The 23,117-nt window shown below is 46.6% G+C and carries 21 protein-coding genes; 12 read left to right on the forward strand and 9 right to left on the reverse strand.

Features of this window, described 5'->3' with window-relative positions; translation table 11 throughout:
- The 4 genes from QUA45_RS12560 to QUA45_RS12575 all read left to right on the forward strand — a co-directional run.
- A partial coding sequence (locus QUA45_RS12560) for a calcium-binding protein (protein WP_333220929.1) occupies nucleotides 1–1,209 on the forward strand: 1,209 nt, incomplete at its 5' end.
- Nucleotides 1,210–1,852: 643 nt separating this feature from the next.
- Nucleotides 1,853–2,839 carry a threo-3-hydroxy-L-aspartate ammonia-lyase gene (locus tag QUA45_RS12565; protein WP_333095704.1) on the forward strand — a complete coding sequence of 329 codons (987 nt, stop codon included), beginning with the start codon at nucleotides 1,853–1,855 and terminating at the stop codon, nucleotides 2,837–2,839.
- Nucleotides 2,840–3,125: 286 nt separating this feature from the next.
- Complete coding sequence (locus tag QUA45_RS12570) at nucleotides 3,126–3,431, forward strand: small RNA NsiR4-regulated ssr1528 family protein (RefSeq protein WP_333069813.1); 306 nt, start codon at nucleotides 3,126–3,128, stop codon at nucleotides 3,429–3,431.
- Between the two features lie 82 nt (nucleotides 3,432–3,513).
- Nucleotides 3,514–3,744, forward strand: coding sequence for a hypothetical protein (locus tag QUA45_RS12575; protein ID WP_333095705.1), 231 nt, complete (start codon nucleotides 3,514–3,516; stop codon nucleotides 3,742–3,744).
- A 271-nt stretch (nucleotides 3,745–4,015) separates the two neighbouring features.
- Here the strand turns inward: QUA45_RS12575 and QUA45_RS12580 are convergent, their stop codons facing one another.
- Entirely contained in the window at nucleotides 4,016–4,933 is a 918-nt protein-coding gene (locus QUA45_RS12580) for an NAD(P)H-dependent glycerol-3-phosphate dehydrogenase (RefSeq protein WP_333095706.1), read from the reverse strand.
- 111 nt (nucleotides 4,934–5,044) lie between these two features.
- A complete protein-coding gene (locus QUA45_RS12585; protein ID WP_333095708.1) occupies nucleotides 5,045–5,473 on the reverse strand; it encodes an NUDIX hydrolase in 429 nt (142 codons plus the stop codon).
- Nucleotides 5,474–5,652: 179 nt separating this feature from the next.
- Between QUA45_RS12585 and QUA45_RS12590 the strand changes: the two genes are divergently transcribed.
- Together QUA45_RS12590 and QUA45_RS12595 are read left to right on the forward strand one after the other, a co-directional pair.
- Entirely contained in the window at nucleotides 5,653–6,573 is a 921-nt protein-coding gene (locus QUA45_RS12590) for an alpha/beta hydrolase-fold protein (protein ID WP_333095709.1), read from the forward strand.
- A gap of 11 nt (nucleotides 6,574–6,584) precedes the next feature.
- Nucleotides 6,585–8,264 carry a phosphatidylglycerol lysyltransferase domain-containing protein gene (locus QUA45_RS12595; protein ID WP_333220931.1) on the forward strand — a complete coding sequence of 560 codons (1,680 nt, stop codon included), beginning with the start codon at nucleotides 6,585–6,587 and terminating at the stop codon, nucleotides 8,262–8,264.
- A gap of 235 nt (nucleotides 8,265–8,499) precedes the next feature.
- Here QUA45_RS12595 and QUA45_RS12600 read toward each other — a convergent pair whose 3' ends face one another.
- The 4 genes from QUA45_RS12600 to deoC all read right to left on the reverse strand — a co-directional run bounded on the left by QUA45_RS12600 (nucleotide 8,500) and on the right by deoC (nucleotide 13,360).
- Nucleotides 8,500–9,726 (reverse strand): glycosyltransferase family 4 protein, encoded by a 1,227-nt coding sequence (locus QUA45_RS12600; RefSeq protein ID WP_333095711.1) that lies wholly within the window; start codon nucleotides 9,724–9,726, stop codon nucleotides 8,500–8,502.
- A 26-nt stretch (nucleotides 9,727–9,752) separates the two neighbouring features.
- Nucleotides 9,753–11,324, reverse strand: coding sequence for an MFS transporter (locus QUA45_RS12605; protein WP_333095712.1), 1,572 nt, complete (start codon nucleotides 11,322–11,324; stop codon nucleotides 9,753–9,755).
- Nucleotides 11,325–11,555: 231 nt separating this feature from the next.
- Nucleotides 11,556–12,431: a DNA repair protein RecO gene (recO, locus tag QUA45_RS12610; RefSeq protein WP_333095714.1), complete on the reverse strand. Its 876-nt coding sequence runs from the start codon at nucleotides 12,429–12,431 to the stop codon at nucleotides 11,556–11,558.
- Nucleotides 12,432–12,679: 248 nt separating this feature from the next.
- Nucleotides 12,680–13,360 carry a deoxyribose-phosphate aldolase gene (gene deoC, locus QUA45_RS12615; RefSeq protein ID WP_333076519.1) on the reverse strand — a complete coding sequence of 227 codons (681 nt, stop codon included), beginning with the start codon at nucleotides 13,358–13,360 and terminating at the stop codon, nucleotides 12,680–12,682.
- Between the two features lie 389 nt (nucleotides 13,361–13,749).
- On the opposite strand from deoC, the gene QUA45_RS12620 reads away from it, so the two are divergent.
- Nucleotides 13,750–14,112, forward strand: coding sequence for a hypothetical protein (locus QUA45_RS12620; RefSeq protein WP_333095755.1), 363 nt, complete (start codon nucleotides 13,750–13,752; stop codon nucleotides 14,110–14,112).
- Nucleotides 14,113–14,463: 351 nt separating this feature from the next.
- Nucleotides 14,464–15,486, forward strand: a complete 1,023-nt coding sequence (locus QUA45_RS12625) for a tetratricopeptide repeat protein (RefSeq protein ID WP_333220933.1) — start codon at nucleotides 14,464–14,466, stop codon at nucleotides 15,484–15,486.
- A 90-nt stretch (nucleotides 15,487–15,576) separates the two neighbouring features.
- Here the strand turns inward: QUA45_RS12625 and QUA45_RS12630 are convergent, their stop codons facing one another.
- The 3 genes from QUA45_RS12630 to QUA45_RS12640 all read right to left on the reverse strand — a co-directional run bounded on the left by QUA45_RS12630 (nucleotide 15,577) and on the right by QUA45_RS12640 (nucleotide 18,472).
- The gene (locus QUA45_RS12630; RefSeq protein ID WP_333095718.1) at nucleotides 15,577–16,323 is read right to left on the reverse strand and encodes a hypothetical protein; all 747 of its coding nucleotides are present in this window, start codon (nucleotides 16,321–16,323) and stop codon (nucleotides 15,577–15,579) included.
- Between the two features lie 578 nt (nucleotides 16,324–16,901).
- Entirely contained in the window at nucleotides 16,902–17,624 is a 723-nt protein-coding gene (locus QUA45_RS12635) for a pyridoxine 5'-phosphate synthase (RefSeq protein ID WP_333095719.1), read from the reverse strand.
- Nucleotides 17,625–17,686: 62 nt separating this feature from the next.
- The gene (locus QUA45_RS12640; protein WP_333220935.1) at nucleotides 17,687–18,472 is read right to left on the reverse strand and encodes a nucleotidyltransferase domain-containing protein; all 786 of its coding nucleotides are present in this window, start codon (nucleotides 18,470–18,472) and stop codon (nucleotides 17,687–17,689) included.
- Nucleotides 18,473–18,743: 271 nt separating this feature from the next.
- Between QUA45_RS12640 and QUA45_RS12645 the strand changes: the two genes are divergently transcribed.
- The 4 genes from QUA45_RS12645 to QUA45_RS12660 all read left to right on the forward strand — a co-directional run bounded on the left by QUA45_RS12645 (nucleotide 18,744) and on the right by QUA45_RS12660 (nucleotide 23,110).
- Entirely contained in the window at nucleotides 18,744–19,604 is an 861-nt protein-coding gene (locus tag QUA45_RS12645) for a Tab2/Atab2 family RNA-binding protein (RefSeq protein ID WP_333095723.1), read from the forward strand.
- 440 nt (nucleotides 19,605–20,044) lie between these two features.
- Nucleotides 20,045–21,340, forward strand: coding sequence for a TldD/PmbA family protein (locus QUA45_RS12650; protein ID WP_333095724.1), 1,296 nt, complete (start codon nucleotides 20,045–20,047; stop codon nucleotides 21,338–21,340).
- Between the two features lie 100 nt (nucleotides 21,341–21,440).
- Nucleotides 21,441–22,397: a GDSL-type esterase/lipase family protein gene (locus QUA45_RS12655; protein ID WP_333095726.1), complete on the forward strand. Its 957-nt coding sequence runs from the start codon at nucleotides 21,441–21,443 to the stop codon at nucleotides 22,395–22,397.
- Between the two features lie 14 nt (nucleotides 22,398–22,411).
- A complete protein-coding gene (locus tag QUA45_RS12660; protein WP_333095728.1) occupies nucleotides 22,412–23,110 on the forward strand; it encodes a haloacid dehalogenase type II in 699 nt (232 codons plus the stop codon).
- Nucleotides 23,111–23,117 lie beyond the last annotated feature (7 nt).

Genomic DNA, 23,117 nt, shown 5'->3' on the forward strand with positions numbered 1-23,117 from the left:
TTGTTTACCGGAAATGCTGATGCTAACAGCGTCACTGGTACTGAGTTTGCTGACATCTTCAGCGGCGGCAGCGGTGCAGATATTCTGACTGGCGGTGCTGGTGCGGATCTGTTTGTTTACAAAGCAGCAGGCGAAGGCGGTGATACGATTACTGACTTTACCTCTGGAACTGACAAATTCGAGTTCAGCGCGAGCGCTTTCGGTAATTTGACTACGACTAACTTTGACGCTGTAAGTGGTTCAAATCCTGACATTACTGGCAAAGAGTTAGTGATTTTCACAGGCGGCAGTTATGCCTCTTTAGAAGCTGCACAAGCTAAAGCCGTAGGCAATTCTACAACTGCTGGTTTCTTCGCCTTTACGAATGCGTCGAACGAAACAGTGTTGTATTTTGACTCGAACGGTACCGCAGCCGGTGGTTCTACCTTGATTGCGAATCTGGGTACTGCTGCTAGCAATCTGGGAACGGCGGACTTTGTATTTACAGGTACCATCGCCTCTTCTCCGACTGGTACTACTACCAACTCGGGCAGTGTTGCCGATTTAACTGCTGCTGGGAACACTTTCCCCATCGCCTTTAACAATTTCGGTTCAGGTGCTGGCGGTTACAACTTCACCACTCCTGTCTTGTTTACCGGAAATGCTGATGCTAACAGCGTCACTGGTACTGAGTTTGCTGACATCTTCAGCGGCGGCAGCGGTGCCGACATTTTCGACGGCGGTTTGGGTAACGACAGCATTTCCGGCGACGATGGCAATGACAGCCTCTTCGGCGGTGGCGGTAGCGATACTCTCAACGGCGGTATCGGGAATGACACTTTAATCGGTGGTGTGGGAACCAATGTTCTCGACGGCGGTGCTGGTTTGGATGTGTTTGTGTTCAGCGGAACTACTGCTGACGGCGGGGATGTAATTACCAATTACAGCACTGCTGAGGATCAAATTAACCTCGACAGCACTGGTTTTGCAGCCTTTACGACCGGATCGGGGCCTTTGGGTTCGAGTTTCTACGCTTACAGCAGCACAGTTTCTGATGTAACTGTGTTTGAAGGAACTTTAACCGGGCCGTCCATCATGGCTATCTACGACGGTTTGTCTACTAAGCTGTATTACGATAGCAACGGTTCTACGGTTGGTGGCAACAGTTTGTTTGCTACTGTCGATGTCAATTTGGGACCGACTGGTAATTCTGAATTGTTCTTGTTCTAAAAGGCAAGAATCCTAATCGGGATATCGGCGGTACGGTTAGGGACACGGCAAGCCGTGTTCCTACAATAAACAGGTAAGGACACAGTATTACTGTGTCCTTTTTTTTGTAATTGTTAAACAATTTAGTCGCTCTTTTTTGGGTAGGGAAATGGCACAGCCAAGTCCTTTTTTACGTTGTTGTCTAGGGTTAGAGTCGATCGCGATCGCGAGAGCAATTTCACGATCCAATGCGGTTTATTTTATCCGTTATATCGATTCCGGTTGTATCGGAATCGATATAACCGCAGAGGACACAGAGGATTCAGAGACAGGGAAGAGACAGATGAATAATTCCGATGCCAACGGATTGGATATTACCCAAAATCAAGACACTGCGCCGTGCTGTTTCCCAATAATTAATCGGGCGGTGGTTAAATTTGTATTCATTAATCTCTCTCCTGTGCAAGTACAAACGTCCCTTTACTTTTTGATAGTAAATTGTCATAACTTTGATTGTAGTCAACAGCTTTTTTAACAATTAAGCGTAACCTCTAATGATAATTATTAATAAGCTTATGATAAAAATTGATAATTTAATGGTAGGAGTGAAGCGGGCTATGCCCATCCTACAAATAAAGTTCTCGATCGCCCCAATATAAAATCTATGAGTACCGACTTATGTGCCCAAAATCCTTTATCGGTCTGTTTCACGGATGTGGAGGCGGCGGCAAATCGCTTGCAGGGCAAAGCTTTTAAGACACCGGTGCTGACTTCGGAAACTTTCAACAAAGGCACAAATTCTCAGGTATTTTTCAAGTGCGAGAACTTTCAGCGCACGGGTTCGTTTAAATTTCGGGGTGCTTGCAATGCTTTGATGCAGATATCTGAAGCCGAAAAACAGCGGGGAGTGCTGACTTTTTCTTCGGGAAATCACGCGCAGGCGATCGCCCTGGCGGCACGGTTGCTAGAAATTCCTGCTACTGTTGTCATGCCGGCAGATGCGCCCAAAGTCAAGCAAGAAGCGACTCGCGGCTACGGCGCAGAGATTATTTTGTACGATCGCACTCAAGTTTCCCGCGAAGAGTTAACCGCTAAAATTGGCGCGCAACGGCACTTGACAATTATTCCTCCTTACGATCATGCGTGGGTGATTGCGGGACAAGGTACGGCGGCGCTGGAATTAATCGCAGAAGTTGGGGAGTTGGATTTGCTGTTAGTTTGTTGCGGTGGCGGGGGTTTGCTGTCGGGATGCGCGATCTCCGCAAAAACTTTGTCTCCGCAGTGTAAAGTAATAGGAGTAGAACCCGAGCAAGCAGACGATGCTGCGCGATCGTTCCGCACGAAAACGCTGCAAACTGTTACTAACCCCGATACTATTGCTGACGGTGCGCGCACGCCATCTTTGGGCAAATTAACCTTTCCTTTGGTGCTGCATTATGTGGACGATATGGCAACAGTTTCCGAAGACGCAATTCGCCAGACAATGTTTTTTATGTGGGAACGCATGAAGATAGTTGTTGAACCGACTGGAGTGTTAGCAGCGGCGGCTTTGTTGTCAGGTGTTGTGCAGGCTAAAAATGCTCGGATTGGCGTGATTGTCAGTGGTGGCAATGTAGATTTGAGCGAAATCTATAGGTTTTTTTCTGTGTAATTAAGTCTGCCACTTGGTTAGTTCGTCAGTCCGAAAGTCCGCCAGGAGTTTAAACCAGTGTCTAATAGCAAAAATCCTCAAAAAACGACTGGAAAGCATTTTTTATTTTTCTCTTTAGTCCTCTTCAGTCGACTTGCTATCTGAGACGGGGGTTAAAACCCCGGCGGACTTTCTGGCAAACGTCAAATATTCATGCAAACGCAAAATATTAATATTGATAAATTTGACCAAAGTAAAAGGTGATCTGATAAAATGCTTCCACAACAAACTTCGATTTAATAGCACAATGTCTTCAGAAACAAACTCAGCGGCTCAATCTACAACTGGTGCAGATGCGATCGATGTTGCGATCGCCTCTGGAATCGACTTTGACGGTACTCCGATTCCGCAAGCAAAATTAGACCTCTATCAGCAAGTGATGGGATTAGAAGCCGGCAGACAGCGCAGTGGCGTGTCAAATACCATGCGATCGCGCATTGTCCGAATCGGTGTCAAACATCTGCCTCAAAGCGAACTCGATAAAATGCTCGTTGCTGCAGACTTCGCCCCGCTGAAAGATAAAGAAGTTGCATTTTATTACGGCGGAAAGTAAAAATTATCTACCCTTTTAGACAGATGAACAGTCATCTCTGGATCGGTCAAACTTGGGACAAATCCTAGCAGAGGGTCAGTGTATGAATACTAACGGTAGTACAGTCATTAGCAACCTCGAGTATGATTTGTTAACTGTTTTGCAAAACAAGTCTGAAGCTTTGAAAGCCTACGAAACTTACATGAAAGATGCTCGGGAAATGGGTTCTCAGCCTTGTGCTGACCTGTTTCAAAAATTGCAGCAAGCTGACATGGAACACACGAAGGAAATTCGGCAGCACCTTCAACAGGTAATGCAGCAAGGCAAGATGTAAAGCTGGTGCAACTAGCTCTGCAAGTTATGAGTTATTAAGTTATGACTTAAGTAGTAGCAGCGAGCGGTTAAAGAGTTTGGGTTCACAACTCATCTTCAATGCCTTAAACTCTTTATCTACCGAGCTCTCAAAACATTAATCGGATCGCTCAACCAATGTCGCTGAGAACTCTTAATTTATAACTAGCAACTCGTGAACCCACTTCTTGAAATTTGAGGTAAGGGTAAGGACTTAGGCTTTGCTTAAGTCCTTACCTATCTAGCCGTACAGATTATAAAATCTCCGGTTTCAAAGCTCGTTCCATCAGCGATAAAACGGCTTGTTCGGCAGTAATTTCACCATTTAATAAGCGATAAACTTGGCGAGAAACAGGCACTTCAATGCCGCGTTGATTAGCTAAATCAATCAACACATTAGTAGTATTGACTCCCTCAGCAGTGCTCTGTAATTCATGCAAAATTTGCTCTAAAGATTTGCCTTCAGCTAATCCGAAACCAACCCGATAATTACGCGATAAAGGACTGTTGCAAGTAGCGAGCAAATCTCCTAAACCAGACAAACCGTAAAAAGTTTCTGCGCGAGCTCCCAAACGAACTCCCACCCGAATCATTTCCGGCAAAGCGCGAGTCAGCAAAGCAGATTTAGCATTAGTTCCTAATTGTAAACCGTCGCAAACACCAGCGGCGATCGCAAATACATTTTTCAAAGTTCCACCTAACTCAGTTCCCAGCGGGTCTTCATTCACATAAACCCGAAAAATATCAGAACTGTAAATATTTTGCACTTGCTTGGCCGCCGCTAAATCCAAACTCGCTGCTACCGTTGCAGCCGGCAATCCCTGCTGAATTTCCTCGGAAAGATTGGGGCCGGAAAGTACCACAATTGAATTGTTAGGAAAAGCATTTTGCCAAATTTGAGACGGAGTGCGCGTACTCGCGGGGTCTAAACCTTTGGTGACAGTAACTATAATTGTACTGGGACTTAACTGTAAAGCCAAAAGTCGATCGACCGTTGCTCCAACTCCTTTCATCGAAACTGCCGAAACAACAACATCCGCACCTGTTATAACTGATTCTAGATTAAAAGAACTGCTGCGCGACCACAAATTAACTCGAGATCCTTTTTTGCCTCCCAGATTTGCCAGTGCTGAACCCCAAGCACCTCCGCCTAATATTGTCAAGCTTGCCATAGAATTTAGTTTAATGAATTTAACCGCAGATTAACACAGATAAATCACCGATAAATCATAGCAATCAATCTGCGTTAATCCGCGTGCATCTGCTGTTAACAAATCCTCACCCTACAAACGCGGCCGCAATCCATAATGACGGTAACGCCAATAATCGCGCAAAATGCGATCGTGATCGAAACATAATTGATGGGGAATCTGCCAAGATTCAAAAAATTGTAAATTTTTAGCATCGTCGGCGGCTTGAGGTTCGCCTGTTGCAGAAGCCAAGAATACAATACTGATCGTGTGTTGGCGGGGGTCGCGATTTGGGTCAGAATAAACGTAAAATTGCTCGATTAATTCTACATTCAAGCTCGTTTCTTCTAAAGCTTCGCGTTTTGCCGCCGTTTCTACCGATTCCCCGTAATCGACAAAACCGCCGGGAATTGCCCAGCCGTAGGGAATATTGCGGCGTTCGATGAGTACGATCGGGCGGTGCGGCCGATCGGCTAATTCGATGATAATATCAACTGTAGGAGTAGGATTGTGATAAGTCATACCATTTTAGATTAAAGAATTGAAGAATTTAACATCGTTGCACTTTAACTGTGGGACGGGTTCCAGGGACCGTTGCAGTTTAGCTGCAAAATGTGCGATCGACCTCACCTACAGTTCTACAATATACTTGCATATAATGTACGGATTGCGCTCGCAGATAAAAAAGAGAGATTGAAAGTATGCCTAAGTGGCTGGGAAAAGTTTTAGGTATCGGTACGGGTACAATCCTCCTCCTCGGTGCTAGTGGATACTGGTACGTTTTTATTGCCGGAGCACCTCAGTTAGACCCTCCGAAAGTAGTGGCTGATGCTGACTTAAATTTTCAACTCAAAACATATAAAAGTGTAGCTATGAATTCCGAGCGCACCTACGGCTTAATTTTGCCACCTGGGTACGCAAAAAATCCCAAACAGCGCTATCCAGTCATTTTTTTGCTGCACGGCGGGCACGGAGACGCGCGCGCTTATCAGGACAAAGCTGCTGTTACTTCTGTGCTTCACGATTTATATAAAAGCAAAAGATTGCCGCCATCAATTGTAATTACTCCTGACGGGAACGACAAGCGGGGTACGAGTCCTTTGTGGGACCCGCAGTATTTTGACGGGCCCAACGGTAAGGTGGGAACCGCGATCGGCTCCGAGTTAGTGTCGATCGTAAAATCGCGCTACAGAACGCTGGAAGACCCCAAATTCTGGGCAATGGGAGGACAATCTTCGGGGGGTTGGGGAGCTTTTAATATCGGTTTGCGCTACTTGAATAATTTTAATATTCTGTTCAGCCACAGCGGTTATTTTACAGATCAAAGCGGCAAGGCTAACAGTCCTAAATATTTAGTGGAAAAACTCCCTGTTAAAGATAAAAAGCAGTTGCGCGCTTATTTGGATGCGGGGGAAGCAGACGAAAAATTTCTGATTTCCACGCAACAGTTTCACGATCAATTAAACAGTTTGGGTATAGCCAACGAGTTTAACAAATTTCCCGGAGGACACGGGATTGTTGGCCCGGATGTCGGTTGGAATTATTGGCACAAGCATTTAGCCGATTCTTTGAGCTATGTTGGAAAACAGTTTAAAATATCACTGGCAACACAGAAAAATTAGAAAGGTCAACAGTGTTACCCCAAAAAACTAGGATTGGACTCTGGACTGCATCATTTTTAACCGGATTGGTAGGAGTTATTAACTTGCTGTCTGCTGTAACTCCCAGTTTACCCGATCGCCGAAATTGGTTGGAGCCGTTTTTTCCTTTTCCCGTGCGTGCGGGCGGTCATTTTTTTGCAGCAGTTATCGGATTTATGCTGCTAACTCTGGCAACTAATTTGTTGCGGCGCAAGCGGATTGCTTGGTTGCTGACGGTGGGATTGTTAATCGTTTCTATTGTAATTCATTTAGTCAAGGGATTGGATGTTGAAGAAAGCTTGCTTTCTGGGGTACTGCTGTTTCATTTGTTGGTGATGCGGAAGACGTTTACAGCTAAATCAGATCGCCCTTCAATTGCTCAAGGAATCAGGGTTTTGGTGGGGGCTTTGCTGTTTACGCTGGCTTACGGAACGGCGGGTTTTTACATTCTGGATGGGGGTTTTAAAGTTAACGGACAAGCGGTTAATTTTGATTTAGACACAGCTTTATTCCAGACTTTTGCCATGTTTTTTACGGCGGATAATGCGGGATTGGTTCCGAAAAATCGGTTTGCTAACTTTTTTGCAGATTCGATTTATGCTGTAGGTACAGTAACGCTTGGTTACGCACTTTTAATGCTGCTGCGGCCGGTATTGCTGCGAAATTCGGCAAGTATTTCGGAACGGAATAAAGCTAAAGAAGTTGTAGCAAAATATGGGCGGACAACCCTAGCGAGACTGGCGTTGCTTCCGGATAAATCTTATTATTTTAGTCCTTCAGGAAAAAGTACGATCGCCTATGTGCCGAAAGGTAGAGGTGCGATCGCTTTGGGAGACCCCATCGGGCCTGCCGAAGACCGCAAAGAAGCAATTCTAGGGTTTCAAGAATTTTGCGATCGCAATGATTGGTATCCAGCATTTTATCAAACTTTGCCCCAGGATCTAGAAATGTATTATACTCTCGGTTTTCGAGCGGTGCAAATTGGCGAAGAAGCTATTGTTAATCTCAAAACTTTTACTCTCAAAGGCAAGAGCAATCAAAACTTGAGAACTGCTATCAACAGACTTACAAAAGCTGGTTATCAAATCGAATTTTACCAACCTCCTTTAAGTTCCGAATTGATGCGGCAAATGAAACTCGTGAGCGAAGAGTGGCTGCAAATGGTTCAGGGTGCGGAAAAAAAGTTTTCCGTGGGTTGGTTTGACGAGGCATATGTGCGGGAAACTTTCGCCGCAGCCATCCACACTCCCGACGGTAGAATTAGTGCTTTTGCTAATATGATATCGGCGGGAGATGGGGTAGTCGGAGTTGATTTAATGCGGCGTCGCACGGAGGTGGAAAATGGCACGATGGAGTGTTTGTTTGCTTCGATGTTGCAGCATTGTCAAGAATTAGGATATGAAGAATTTGATTTGGGTTTGTCGGCTTTGGCGGGAGTGGGAGAGGCTGAGAAATCTGGGCGGTTGGAAAAGGTTTTGATTTATCTTTCGGAACACTTGAGCAAGTTTTATAATTTTAAGGGATTGCACAGTTTTAAAGATAAGTTTGGGCCGCGGTGGGAACCGCGTTATTTTGTTTATCCGAGTTTGGGAAGTTTGCCGAATGTTGTGGTTGCTTTGATTCGGGCCGATTCGGGCGATCGACTTTTGGATTATTTGCGCCCGGGAGGGTAGAAAAGTTCGGTAACGGATTCGCTTTGATATCAATTGACTGGTTCCAAGGCTCTGCCTGGGAACCCATATCTAGAGGCTCTGCCTCGGCTGGAAAATGGAAGCAGAGGCTCCGGATCTGCGTTCCCAGGCTCCAGCCTGGTAACGAGTAAAAGAGCTTCCCTTGGGACAAAGGAGGAGGCAGAGGCTCCGGATCTGCGTTCCCAGGCTAGATCCTGGGAACGAGCGATCAAAACATTCATGCTAAACCCCGAATTAGTACGCGCTGCTTTTGCAAAACCTCTGCATAAAGCTTTTCCAACTCAGTAATATTCTGACTGAGAGTGTATCGCTCCATCGCCCGTTGGCGTGCTTTTTGACCGAGCAGCATTCCCAACTCAGGATGATCGCAAAACAGCGGCAGCAAGGTTTGTAACTGACTCCGTACCCGCTGAGTGTTCAAAACTATCCCCGCGCCTTCCTCCAAGGCCTCGCCGTCAGCACCCGCATCCGTTGCCAAACAAGCTAAACCGCAGGCCATCGCTTCCAGCAGCGACAGCGACAGTCCCTCCACCAAAGAAGGCAAAATAAATACGTCTGCACCCCGCAGAATTTCTATTCGGCGTTCCTCCTCGGCAACAAATCCGAGCCACACAATGCCATCATCTTCGCCGTAAAACAGTTGCAGCGAGGCGGCTAGGGGCCCGTCGCCTACGATCGCCAATACGTTCCCAGGGCCAAAATTGCACTGTTTCCATGCCTTGAGCAAAGCCTCGACATTTTTCTCCTGGGCAATGCGGCCTTGGTAAACAAAAATTCGATCGGCCTTTAATTCCGACTTCAACCCCGAAGGCCCTGGAGAATATTTAACAGCATCCACGCCGTTGGGAATCACAGCCACCCGTTCCTGTGGCACTCCCAACTTCACCAATATATCCCGCTGAATTTGAGAAAAAACGATCGTCGAGTCGTAGTTCGCCAAAAACGGAGCGTACAGTTGATACATCAGGTGTTGGGTTCCCGATGTCAAATTCCGCAATTTGCGATCGAACGGCGGGTGAAAAGTCGCCACCAGAGGCAAATTCAATTCTTGACAAATTTCCGGCAGCAAAAAGTCTAGAGGCGAAAGCGTCAGGGAAGCGTGAACAACATCGGGTTTGAGCCGCCGCAGAGATTTCATCAGCACTGTGCGGGACTTGAGAGTGGGAATCGTATAAATTTGCGACTTGTAGTGACAGGGTAAAGAGACTTCGTTGCAACTGGCGGGCGAGAGCGAATTGGTATATGAGGTTTGAGCAATTCCCTTTCCCCATGAACTATTTGCCATGTTCCACCCCGTATTGTTCCTGTCCAGTGGGCCCGCTTCTTGGGCAAAGTGCAGGAAACTGACCTGGTATCCCCGGTCTAATAGTGCGTTGGTGACTTCCCTGGAGTAAGTGACGTTACCGCAAAAAGGTGATTTTTTTCCTAGCCAAGCGATGTGCATTCCAGTAAATCAGAGTTTGTTATTTTTTAGATTCGATCGACTTTGCTATTAGTGCTACGGGAAATATACCAGGTTAAGACACCCCCAGCGATCGCTAATCCTGCTAAACCCAAAAATACTGTCGGCAAACCCAGAAATGTTTCCGCTACCCCGGCCAAAGCCAACGGTAAACTCAAAGCGATATTAGTGGCATTGTTTTGCAGCCCGAAGACTTTTCCCCGCATTTCTTCTGGAGTTTCTGCTTGAATTGTAGTCTGCATCGGCACTCCCACCAATGAGGCAAATAAACCCAACAGGGTAATGAACAGCACGGAGAGCCACAAATGGTGTGTAAATGCAGAAAGGCCCATCAGAGCAAGTGCCATGCCGATCGATCCGATTAAACTCAGTTGGGAGTGAGAAAATTTATGGCCTAGATAGCCGACTGTCGCCGCCCCAGCAGCCATGCCAACGCCCACGGCCGCCAGCAAAAAGCCAAATTGCGATGCTTTCATACCGGGGAGGATTTCTGCCAGCCGAACTGCTAGAACTGCCAAGGCTGCAAAAATGGAAAATAGAATAATTAGTTGAATTAAAGCATTGCGGACTTTCGGTTGATCGTTGATGTAACGCAGGCCGTCTTGCAAATCTGCTAAGGGGTGGGGTGGTTCGTGTTCGACTTCGTTTTTTTCGCCTGTTTTCATCGACAGCAACAGCACTCCGGCGAAGGCGTAACTTCCGCCTACTACTAATTCTTTGCCGATGCCGAGTCCGCCGCCGAGGTTGGAAAATAAGGTGTCCGCTAAAGCTAGTAAGGGTTCTCCGACTGCAAAGCCAATAATCACCGACCCCATCATGGTTGTGGTGTAAAGGGAGTTGGCTGATAGCAGGTGGCGGCGTTCCACAATTAGGGGAATCACTGACTGTTCTGCTGGGGCGAAAAATTGAGTTAGAGTCGAAACAAGGAATGTCACTAGCAGCAGCAAGCAGAATCCGAGCGGCAATTGACCGAGTTCCCACCCGTCAGAGAGCCACAGCAGCACGGGCAATGTTAAAACAAAGCCTCCCCGCAGCAGGTTTGTGGCGACCAGCACTGCTTTTTTCGACCACCGATCGACATACACGCCTGCTGCAGCCCCGAACAGCACTGCGGGAATGGTAAAGGCGATCATGATTGCCGATACCCACCTGCTGATGGTTTGATCTGGTGCTTGAAAGCGGCTGGCTACGAGGGCGATCGTCAGTACGAGATAAACTTTATCTGCTAGTTGAGAAAAAACTTGCCCGCTCCACAATGCTAGAAAATTTGGGTTTTTAAGCACTGGCAGAAATCCCGTTTCTTTTTCGGGAGTTTCGGCTACTGCTTCCGAGTCTTCTGCTGCTGGCTCTGGTGTAGGAACCGGGGAGATTGCTTCGGATTGTGGGCTATTGCCGTTGGTTGACTCTGTTTCGGGAGTTGTGGGGTATTTATCCATTTCTGGGTCTGGGACGTTGCTCCATTGTCGATCGGCGGAGACGGGATAAGAGTCAAAATCTGGAAAATTTTCTCGTTCTTCCATCTTGTGGTGGGTCACAGCTAACACAGATATTCTCAAATCAGAATCGGACAGTCGCATCATAGGATTTGGGGTGGATGGCCTGGGATGGTGGAGGTTGGGGGGATGGGAATTTGAAATTGAGGTGTTAACCCCTAAGTTTATTAATAATCTCGTAACTTTATCTCTATCTATTATCTGATGTCGCAACAACCTTGAGAATTTACCTGAAATGGCCGGCTGGTTCGGGTATCCGGCAGGTTGGGGGTGCGATGTACGATCGCCCGTTCACCTATTTAAGTCAACACTCAAAATTTAAAACTCAAAACTCTCTAGGTAGGTGTCGATCGAGCTTCCCGAGCGAATCGTGCAACCTAAATGATACTGGGCATATTGCCGCAAAATATTTTCTACTGATACCCAAGTTGTTCGATCGGCAATTCCCTCTCCTAGTTCTGGACTAGCCAACTGTTGCAGCGCTGCTAATTCCTTAGCATTTATCTCAAAATTTGTCAAGTGCTTGCTGCTATTCGTTTGCCGGGAACGGGAGGCGGATTTGTACAAGCTACCGATTTCTGAAGAGAGTTCTGCCTCTAGGTTAGCTAGCTCGGGCAAGCTGAAGGTTCCCCCAGAGGGTATACTAAACCCGGTTTGCCAGTTCGGATCGGTGAAATTTGGGATGAGCGGCTGTCTGGTGGCGCAGCAAACTTGGACTTGGGGTGCGAGGCCGGCTAAGGCTAGCAGGTGAAAAATGCCGTGGCTGAGGTGGGCGACAAGCACGGCGGCGGATTCAATTTCTGTGCGATCGGACAAACGCTCCAAACGGCTCAAGTGTTCGCCCAGCAACCAAAAGAGTTCTTCTTGGGGCTCATCGGAAAGGGCGCTGGCGATCGCCAATTCGGCCAGATATTGCGCGGCGGAGAGTTTTCCGAGGTTGCGGCTCAAACCCGGATGGGATTGTACCGTGTCGGCTTGGGTAATTTTGTCGAGCGATCGGCCTTTGGCAATTAGCAATTCGTTAACGACAAATAACTCGCTTCTACCGCCGATGGTCGATCGTTGTTTGCGAACACCCGGTGCTACGGCTCGAATTAAGCCGAATTCCCGCGTCAAAATTGTCAGCACTCGATCGGATTCGCCGATGGGCGCACTCTTGAGATTGATTCCAGTTGCTTTGTAAGTTCGAGTCACTCGATTTTAGATTTTAGATTTTAGATTTTAGATTTACCAGGAAAGTAGCAAAAACAGTCCGCGACGCAGAACTTTTATTAGATACTGGTTCCAAGGCTCTGCCTGGTAACCCAGATCCGGAGGCTCTGCCTCCTAATCCCAGCCGAGGCAGAGCCTCTAAATATGGATTCCCAGGCAGAGCCTTGGAACCAGTTAATTCCCCATTAGCCATGACCAATTAGGCCTTGCTAATAACTAATAACTAATGACTAATGACTTTTATCTAAATTATCGCGCTGGCGGAGTAATTCGGGGCCGCGAGAAGTCCCCAAACGAGTTGCCCCAGCTACTACCAAATCTAGAGCTTGTTCATGAGTACGAATTCCGCCGGCCGCTTTAATCCCAATCCGTCCCTTCGTAACTTCCTTTAGCAGTCGCACATCGTCAACTTTTGCCGGGCCAAAAAAGCCTGTGTTGGTTTTGATGTAAGCTACACCAGCTTCCATACAAATCTCAGCCGCTAATTGTTTTTCAGGATCGGAAAGGAGCGAACTTTCGATAATTGCTTTGATGGTGAGATTAGTTTCTTCGCAAATTTGGGCTAATTCCCGGTGGAATTCGTCGATTCTTCCAGCTTTCAACAATCCTAAGTTAACAGAGACATCTAACTCTACTGCTCCATTATCTGCAGCTTCTAGAGCTTCGTAAATTTTCACCGTTGAAGTCGAAGCACCGGTGGGAAAACCTATAACTGTACAGACTTTGGGACGTTTGCCGTGCAGCAGCTCAACTGCTTGTCTGACGTAGGCGGGATACACGCAAACTGTGACAAACCCAAATCTCTCTGCTTGTTGGCAACAGTATTCTACTTGCTCTGGCGTAGCGGTGGGGTCGATCAGGCCGTAGTCGATCAAGGGGGCAATATCGATGTCTGCCTGGTTTGCAGCCATTGCTGTTTTTTCTCCGAAGTAACTACTTCCTTATTATGTAGGGAATTTACCAATCTTCGACCGAAAGCAGCCCGGGTACAACCCCTCTGAATTCATCCGTGAGGTCGCTTTCTCCAAGTCTCCAATGGATTGACTTTACTCCGGCCCCGACTGAGTACAAATACTCGATGTGCAGGTATTAACTCTGGTAGGAATTGGTTTACCAATTAATATCAAAAAAATAATAATTTTGTATCTGCCTTTAGATACATTTTTTCTCTTTCTTTAGGTATACTTTGTTAAAAAGAGTTGCGGTAGAGCCTGCGCCAGCTATGCTATGGCAGAGCCTGGTAGCGTCTACTGTTTTTACTCTTAGTAGTGCTTTAAAAATATAAAAGCCAGTGCCAAGCATGAATCATTTAGAACTCGAAAAAGAAATTGGGAAAATGGCTATAGCGATGATGAGTCGCAATAGTTTAATTGGTAAAGATTTGATTGCGGATCTCAGAGGGCGGCTGTCTGTTGACAGTTTAGCTGCTTTGATGATTGTCAGTATGGAGCGTTTGATTTGGTCTGACTGCGAGTCCGTGATCTGGAGTTTGAGTTATTTGATTCCTGCTGACGTGATGGAAGAAATTCGCCGGATTACTGCGCTGGTTGTCTGCCAGCGGTTGATGGGCAAGGGTTTTGTGCTGGGGAAAGATTTTAGTATTGATGGGACAGGCCAGTTGATGTTGGGTGAGAATGCTAAAACAGCGGTTGTGGTTGCTTGAATTGGGCAAGCAGAAGTTGGATCTATTAGCAGTATGAGATTTGCAGTTGGACTTTGGGCGCTCTAGCACTCTTTGTGTGACTGCAAACCTAATTTGGGATGCGGTAATAGTGGCGTGATTCAGGCTGATGTGAGATTCGCAGCAGCTTCAATAAGCGATGAGTGCGGTTAGCTAAAAGAGCTTTTTACTAGAGGAAAATAGTTAGTTTCGACAGCAAATTGTTGAGGTTGTTACTGGTCCTGTGTACGGGTAATCGCTATGTATCAAATGTTTCAGATTTTTAGTGGAATTACAGTTTTACTCCAGGTATGGTTTCATGTAGAATCATCCCTAAGATAGATACAAAATATTATGAACTTAATTCAAAACTTGGAAGCGGCTTGGTATTACCATCTGGGTTCGCGCCACCTCGAAGCTAACGATGATCATGGTGCTCTGGCAAACTTTAACAGAGCTTTGAAGTTGCAATCAGATCATTATAAGGCTTGGTTCGGCCGAGGTATGGCTCTAGGGAAATTAGAACGGCACTTAGAGGCGCTGAAGAGTTTTGATGAGGCCTTGGCGGTGGAGCCGAATGCGAGCTTTGGCTGGCACAACCGGGCTATTGCTTTAGGAAAGTTGGGCCGCTGGTTGGAGGCTCTCAACAGTTTTGATCGGGCTCTGGAGTTCAGTCCGTGTGCGGCGAGTATTTGGCACAACCGGGGACTGACACTGATCGATATGGGGCTTTACGAGAAGGCGGTTCTGAGTTTCGATCGCTCTTTAAATTTATACCCGGAGGCTGCTTGGGCGTGGTACAACCGAGGTAATGCCTTGTTGGAACTCAAGCTTTACTATCAGGCGCTCAACAGTTTTGACCGGGCGATCGAGTTTAACCCAGACGACGCAAAGGCTTGGTACAATCGCGGTATAGCTGCCCACTCAATGGGACTTTACAAACAAGCAGTGGCTAGTTTTAGCCGATCGATCGCTCTACAACCGGGCAGAGCCGAAGCTGTGGGCGAACGGAGAGTTGCTTTAGAGAAATTAGTAGGTTTAAATCAGAGAAATGCCAAGTTCACTCCCACCTCTGAGCGTCCCTTTGAAGATTATTTAATTTGGTACAACCGGGGTGTGGAATTGGCGCGAAAAGGCTGCTACTCTGAGGCGATTGCTTGCTACGAAACAGTCTTAGAAATAAATCCTGATTTTGCTAACGCTTTTTACAATAAAGCTTGCTGTTATGCGCTACTGGGATTTGCTGATTTGGCCCTTGACAATTTGCAGCGGGCTGTTGAGTTGATCCCTAATTTATACCGAGAGCTAGCTTTATCTGACTCGGATTTAAGCTGCATTTGGAAACAAGAACGTTTTGAAGCGCTAATCCAAGGTTGATTTTACAAAAAAAATAGCTCGCCCCATTGGCGAGCTATTTTTTTTGTGGCGCAAATTCGATCGCCCTCAAGAGTATTGCTGCAATCTTTGCTATTGCACAGAAACTCGGATCGAGGGCTTGACTGGCCTCTTGGCAACTACGATTACCCGGTAGATGCCGGACTCGGGAAGTTGAGCAAAAGTTTGACCTTCACCTTGATCCAGGAGTTGTCCCGACGGAGATTCGATCGCCAGATCTAGATTTTTGTTGCTAGCTGTCACCCTGATTGTTTGTCCCTGTTTGCCTTGAACCGTGATGGGCTGGATTTGGTAGCCGGACATTTTGAGTTTGACTGTGGCTTGTTTTTGCCTGAAGGCTATGGGAATTGCGCGATCGGGCCTATAAGTCCACTTAGCGTTAAAATCGCGTCCGAGTACAAAGCTGGTGGTTTCACCTTTCGGGGTAACTCGCACGCGGTAGATGCCTGACTCTGGCAACTGGCCAACCCACTGATTGTCTGATTTTTCAATAACCCCCATATTTTCACCATTGGGACTGTACAGTTCGGCTGTCAGTTGTCCCGCCCACAGGGAGAGAGTGAGTTCTCGCCCTTTGATGCCTTCAAAAATATAGGTGGTGGGTTGGTTGATGGTTTCTCGGATTTCCGAGGTTGACATTCGCTCGATCGGTTCGAGGTTGGGAACTGATTCAGAGGTAACAGGTTTGTTAAGGGTTTCTGTAATTTCCGAGGCAGCCATCAGCTCGCTCGGCGCAATTTTGGGGGCTACTGGGCTGGCAAATACTGATTTTGCCGTCATCATGAGTAGCATTCCAGTCAGTAAAATTAGTTTTTTCATGTCGCACTTCCGAGGGGGGTAAGGAATTGTATATGGTTACTTGTGTTTGCCTGTTTTCACCGGATTAAATCGGGCGATCGCACAGAGGCTACAGGAGGATATAGGATACACGTAAATATCCCGTACTTGCACAAAAGCTGCGGGTAGCAAATTGGCAGTGCGAGAGCTAAGTAGTAGCCTTAGTTTGTCGGGACATTTTAATGATCCTCCTTACGCATAATATCATCAAAGAATATTAGTAATTTGGTCTAGGAAAATTAAAGCTTTTTCCGAGGATCTTCTTGCTAAAGAAATGCCCATACCTAAAAAACGCGGTGTCTGGGGTTCAGGCTCTGCCTTGCTACTAGAAAGCCGGTAGCACCCCCACGGGGTGACAGCCCCTAGTTTTACTTTGTTTTTAACGATCGCCTAATTATCTAGGGCGCTGCAAACCCCACCTTACCATATTTGTAGCGTGTTAAACTCTTTTTTCCGTAAGTTTTGAACCTGTTTATTTGGAGGGCGGATTTAGTTATTTTTTCCGATCAAAACGAGTTAATAACTCCAAAATCCGCCCTCCCACCTGATGTTAATTCATCTTACGAACCTGCCAGGATTTTTAGGTAAGCTTGTACTGTGTTGAACAAACCCATTTCTAGGGCTTCCGCAATTAAAGCATGACCAATTGATACTTCTAGTATATCAGGAATAGAGCAAAATTTAGCTAAGTTTTGCAAATTTAAATCATGTCCGGCATTCACTCCCAAACCTGCTGCTTGGGCGGCTTGAGCGGCTAAAACATATTGTTGAAAAACAAGCTCTACTCTACCTTCGCGAAAAGCACTCGCGTAGGGTTCCGTGTACAATTCTACTCTATCGGCTCCAACTTCTTTTGCTAGCGGCATGAGAGCAGCATCTGCGTCCATAAATAAGCTGACTCTGATGCCATTGTATTTTAATTTTTCAATGATTGGTAAGAGGCGATCGCGATTTTCGGGAATATTCCAACCGCTATCCGATGTTAGCACGTCGGGAGCGTCCGGGACTAAGGTACACTGAGCCGGTTTTACGTCGCAAACTATATCCATAAATGGCGGCTGAAACGGATTTCCTTCGATGTTAAACTCAACGGTTAGCATTTTAGCTAATTCGTAAACATCGGCAGCTTTGATGTGCCTTTCGTCGGGGCGGGGATGGACGGTAACGCCGTGAGCTCCGGCAGCAATTACTGTTTTTGCGGCTTCGGTAACGCTGGGGATGCCGATATTTCGAGAGTTTCTGAGGAGGGCGATTCTGTTGATGTTGACGCTGAGTTTTGTCACGGGATGTTACTCTTTAAGGTTGATGCTACTATATTAATCGCTTTCGGTACGAAACTTTGAGCCTATGGCGGTAGTGTTGGGGTGTTATCCAAGTAAAAATTAGCTTCTGCAAGCGGTAAACTTTCTGCAAAAAAAACCTCAGCTATTTGCTGTTTTGCTGCCAAATCTTCAAGATTGGCAACGCAGAAAAGTGGTGCGACGCGATCGACTATTTCGGGCGGAAAATCTCGGCTGAAATATTTTAGTCCAAAGTCGTATCTGTGGGGACGGTAAATCATGCCCAGTAGTTCGACTAAGGGTAGAAGCGTCCAATTGTGATAGTTGCCGATCGCATCTACTAAATGTTGGCGATAAATCTCTTTTTTTACTAGAGGTTGCAGCAAATCAAATAGGATTTTAATTTCGTTGAATCGGGTTTGCATTTGGGATAAATGCTGGTTTTTATCCAAAGGTGGCGGTACAATTAAATTAGTTTTGTCAAAGGCGATCGCGACTTGTCCGTGTCTCTCTATTTCCAAAAAATCGTTGCGGCTGGTGCGCCGGAAAACGGCAAAATCAATTAGCAAAAATGGCGGGGTTTCTTTGATCCGCCAGAAGCACTGCGATTGACCGTGCCAAGCGGGTTCGGGAACTCGATATTTGAGTTCTATTTCGCCAATTTCTGCGAGGGTTTTTTCAACAATATCAAATGTTTCTTTCACGCAGTTATCTTCAACCACAACGGCAATATCGAGGTCTGACCACTCGTCTGTGTATCCGTGGGCTGCTGAACCTCCTTGCCACAAAGCGAGAACAAAATCTAAAGGTTGTAAGGTAGAAACAATCTTTTCGAGAATGATTTGTCTCATGGGATCAAGCTATACTGTTTGTTTTCCCTGGCTTGCACAAGTTTAACAAACGATCGCGTCTTGAGATTGCTCCGCGACAGTTCTCCGAGCAGTTGGTAATGCTTCCGGTTGTGCACTGCTGCCAAAAATTACACGGGAAGCTGCAAGGGAAAGTGGCAATCTTTGGGAAAGCGCGATCGCCCGCGATTGAAAATCAATCTTAAATTGTCAGAATCAGAAACTTGTCCGCTGTCCGGTAACATGAGAAAGGATTAATTTTTAACAGCGCGGCATGGCTACTATTTGGGAACTCGACTTTTACAGCCGTCCAATCATAGACGAGCGAGAGAAAAAAAAATGGGAAGTGTTGATCTGCGAAAGCCCGCTGAATGTAGGCGACAAGGCCGAATCTCTGTTTCGCTACTCGCAATTCTGCTCCAGTTCTACCGTGAATTCCCTGTGGCTGGCGGGTGCAATTAAAGAGGCGATCGCCGCAGCACCGAAACGACCCGAAAAAATCCGCTTTTTCCGCCGCCAAATGGCGAACATGATTACCAAAGCCTGCGATGACTTGGACATTCCCGCCGCCTGCAGCCGCCGCACCCTCGCCCTCAGCCTGTGGCTGGAAGAACGGATGCAAAACGTTTATCCCGCCGAACCGGGCTATCAACCGGTTGTGAACCCAAGTGTTCAATTTATACCCGAAACGCCAGTTGCCCTGCCGGATGCTTTAATCGGCGAAAAATGGGCGTTTGTGAGTTTGCCGATCGCAGCTTTTGACGAAATGTCCGAGTGGGATATCGGATTTGGCGAAGCTTTCGGCCTGCCGATGACACGCCTCGCCCCAGAAACGCAAATTCCGGGACTAATTATCTACTCGTCGAGAGCAACGGCTTTGGCAGGTTGGATGTCGGGGTTGGAGTTGGCTTTTCTGAAATTTGAGAGCGGCCCACCTGCTAGGCTGGTATTAGATACGGGAGCTAACGATCGCTGGATTTTAGCTAATCTCAGAGACGCAGCAACTGAGAGAGAAGCGAAAGGATTTGAAGCCGCTAAAAAGCAAGCAAAAAAAGTACATTTCTTAGCAATTCAGTCAAATCCCGAATCGGAATCTTTTGCAGGATTTTGGCTGTTGCACGAACTAACTATTTAGTCGTTCGCTTGGCAATAACTGATATGTGGCAGCATTCTCAATCAAATTTAAGTAACCGGGTTTTTTTAGGAAAAATCTCGGCTTTCAGAGCTGAAATGCAGCAAGAAAGCCGGTTTCTGACCACAGCCAAAAACGGATACCGTGCCACGTACTCCTGTCGTGGAGAGATCAAAATTTTAGATTCTAGTTCAAGTTCCCAGATTCATCTGTGGAGTAAATCTAAAACCTAAAATCTAAAAGCTAAAATCGACTGGCGCGATTGGCAAGATGGAAACAATCACAAATGCGTACAATCTTTTTATCGCCCATTCCAGCAGTTTCCCCAAAGAATCTAAATGTAGACCCGTGCACCCAATCCATATCCAGTAAGTTATTGCCAATTCTTTAATCGAAAATCGAAAATCGAAAATCGAATCGCCCATTACCAACCACCCAGAACAATGACCAATCACCAATCAGCAGAACAACTGTTAGAACTAGCCACCAAAGCAGGTGCAGAAGCTGCTGAGGTATTGGAATCGCAATCGCTCTCACGGCCGGTCTTTTTTGAAGCAAACCGCCTCAAACAGCTAGAAACCGCCCAAGCAGAAGGCATTGCACTGCGGCTGTGGCGGGATGGGCGGCCCGGTTTGGCGGTGGCCTACGGGCCTGTGGAACTACAAATTTTGGTGGACAGGGCGATCGCGCTTTCGCAACTTAACGAACCGGAAACCATCGAACTCGGCACCGGTGAGAAAGTTGTTTATCCCGATCTCGGAGTGTCAGTGTCGGCCGAACAGCTAGTAAACTGGGGCAAAGAGGCGATCGCGATCGTCCGCGAAGCCTATCCAGAAAGCCTCTGCACCGCCGAACTCGACTGCGAAATCGAGAGTACCCGCTTGGTGAACACCAAAGGTTTAGATTCGAGTCACACCGACACTACCCTCAGCGGTTACTTATCAGCAGAATTAGTGCGGGGCGAAGATTTCCTCAACATTTGGGAAGGCGAAACCGAACGCGGTACTCTCGACTTAAACACCAGCGCCAAGCGGGTTTTGCAACGTTTGGAATGGGCGAAAGACAATGTAGCACCCCCCACGGGCCGCGTGCCGGTGCTATTTACAGCCAAAGCAGCCGATTTACTGTGGGGGACTGTGTGTGCCGCGTTGAACGGCAAACAGGTACTCGAAGGCGCTTCGCCTTGGAACGATCGATTAGGCCAACAAGTGACATCGCCGCTTGTCACCCTCTCGCAGCAGCCGGATATCGGGCCCTATAGCTGTCCTTTTGACGACGAAGGTACTCCCACTCGGGCGATCGTGTTTATCAACAGCGGAGTGTTGCAGCTATTTTATACCGATCGCACCACCGGTCGAGCCTTGGGTAGCGGCACCACCGGCAACGGATTTCGCCCGGGTTTAGGCAGCTATCCGACGCCGAGTTTGTTCAATGTTTTGATTAAACCAGGTTCGCTGTCGCTACTCGATTTAATCGCTCAATTAGACGACGGAATTGTAGTCGATCAAATGCTTGGTGGCAGTGCCGGAATTTCCGGCGATTTTTCAATTAACGTCGATCTCGGCTACCGAGTCAAAAAAGGTCAAATAGTCGGCAGAATCAAAGACACAATGGTAGCCGGAAACGTTTACAGCGTCCTCAAACAATTAGTAGAATTGGGAGGAGACTCCGAGTGGAACGGTTCTTGCCACACACCATCTCTAATTGTAGAGGGATTGTCCGTCATCGGCAAGAATTAAAGGCCGTTGGCAGTTGTTAGTTGTTAGTAGTCATCAATCATCCGTTAACAGTCAACAGTCACCAATTCCCAATTCCCAATTCCCAATTCCCACACATAATATGCGTATTTGTTTTATCGGCGATTCTTTTGTAAACGGTACTGGCGATCCAAAATGTCTCGGTTGGACAGGACGGATTTGCGCTGCCGCTTGCGGACAAGGACACGATATTACCTACTACAATTTAGGAATAAGGGGAGAAACCAGTGCCGATATAGAAACTCGTTGGTTTAGCGAAGTTTCTTGCCGCTTACCTCACTACAGCGACGGTCGAATCGTATTTTCCTTTGGCGTCAATGACACTCACTTAGAAAACGAAAAAATTCGCATAGAAGTTGAGAAATCAATTGAAAATGCCCGCTCTATTCTCACGTCAGCCCAAAATATATTTCCAGTATTAATGGTAGGGCCACCGCCAGTTATCGATGCCGATCGCACAAGCCGGATTGCCAACTTATCCGAACAGTTTTCCCAAGTTTGCAGCGAATTAGAAGTGCCTTATTTAGATGTTTGCACGCCACTGCAAAAATCAGAAATCTGGCAAAAAGAACTTACCGAAAACGATGGCTCCCATCCCCGCGCCGCCGGTTACGCTGAATTGGCTAAAATAGTTCATAATTGGAGCGGTTGGAAGGCTTGGTTTAAAAATATCAATATATCAGAGCAAGAAACAGTAACGCTGTTCCGAGCAGTCGGAAAAAAAGAAATGGAACTGATTAAAGAAAGCGATTTTATGGAATTTCCCCCGCGCTTATCTTTCCAACCTACTTTTTATCCCGTGCTTCAAAAAGTCTATGCCATACAAGTCGCGCGAGATTGGAATACAAAAGATGCAGCTTCGGGATATTTCGGCTATGTTACCTGCTTTCGAGTGGCGGCAGAATTCTTGGAAAAATATCCCGTACAAACTGTGGGCAGTTCTAGCCACCAAGAATATTGGATTCCCGCAGAAGAATTGGCTGAATTTAATCAAAATATTGTGGGAAAAATTGAAATTTTTGCTGAATATCAACCCTAAACTAGGAGCGAAGTATGCTGGAATTCAATCAATTTCAAGTGGTGAGTTTTGACTGCTACGGTACTCTGATAGATTGGGAAAGAGGGATATTGCCCGCATTGAAACAATTGCTGTCAAATCGGGAAATTGATTTCAGCGATGACGGCATTTTAGAGCTTTTTGCTGCGGTCGAGTCAGAATTAGAAAGTAAGAATCATCTTTATATAAAATATCGGGAGATTTTGCCAGAAATAGTTAAAGTTTTGTGTAAAAAATTGGATTTTGCAGCGACACAAACAGAAATAAACTGTTTGGTTGATTCCGTCAAAAATTGGCAACCATTTCTGGATACCGTTGCAGCGTTGGAAGCACTAAAGCAGAAATACAAACTGGCAGTAATTTCCAATATAGATGATGACTTGTTTGGTGGTACAGTCAAACACTTAAAAGTTGAATTCGACTGGTTGATTACTGCGGAACAAGTGCGATCGTACAAACCGTCAACTCGCAACTTTGAGATAGCCCTAGAAACAATGGGAATTTCTACTGACAAACTCCTGCACGTTGCTCAGAGCATCTATCATGACATTGTACCAGCCGCATCCATGGGAATCTCAACAGTTTGGGTAAATCGCAGACACGACAAAGCAGGATTTGGGGCGACACTGCCGGCCAGCGGCCAGCCAGACTTGGAAGTGCCCGATTTAAAAACATTGGTGGAAATGATAGGGTAAATAACCG

The sequence above is a fragment of the Microcoleus sp. Pol12A5 genome, assembly GCF_036701435.1.
In the GTDB taxonomy this organism is placed as follows: Bacteria; Cyanobacteriota; Cyanobacteriia; order Cyanobacteriales; family Microcoleaceae; genus Microcoleus.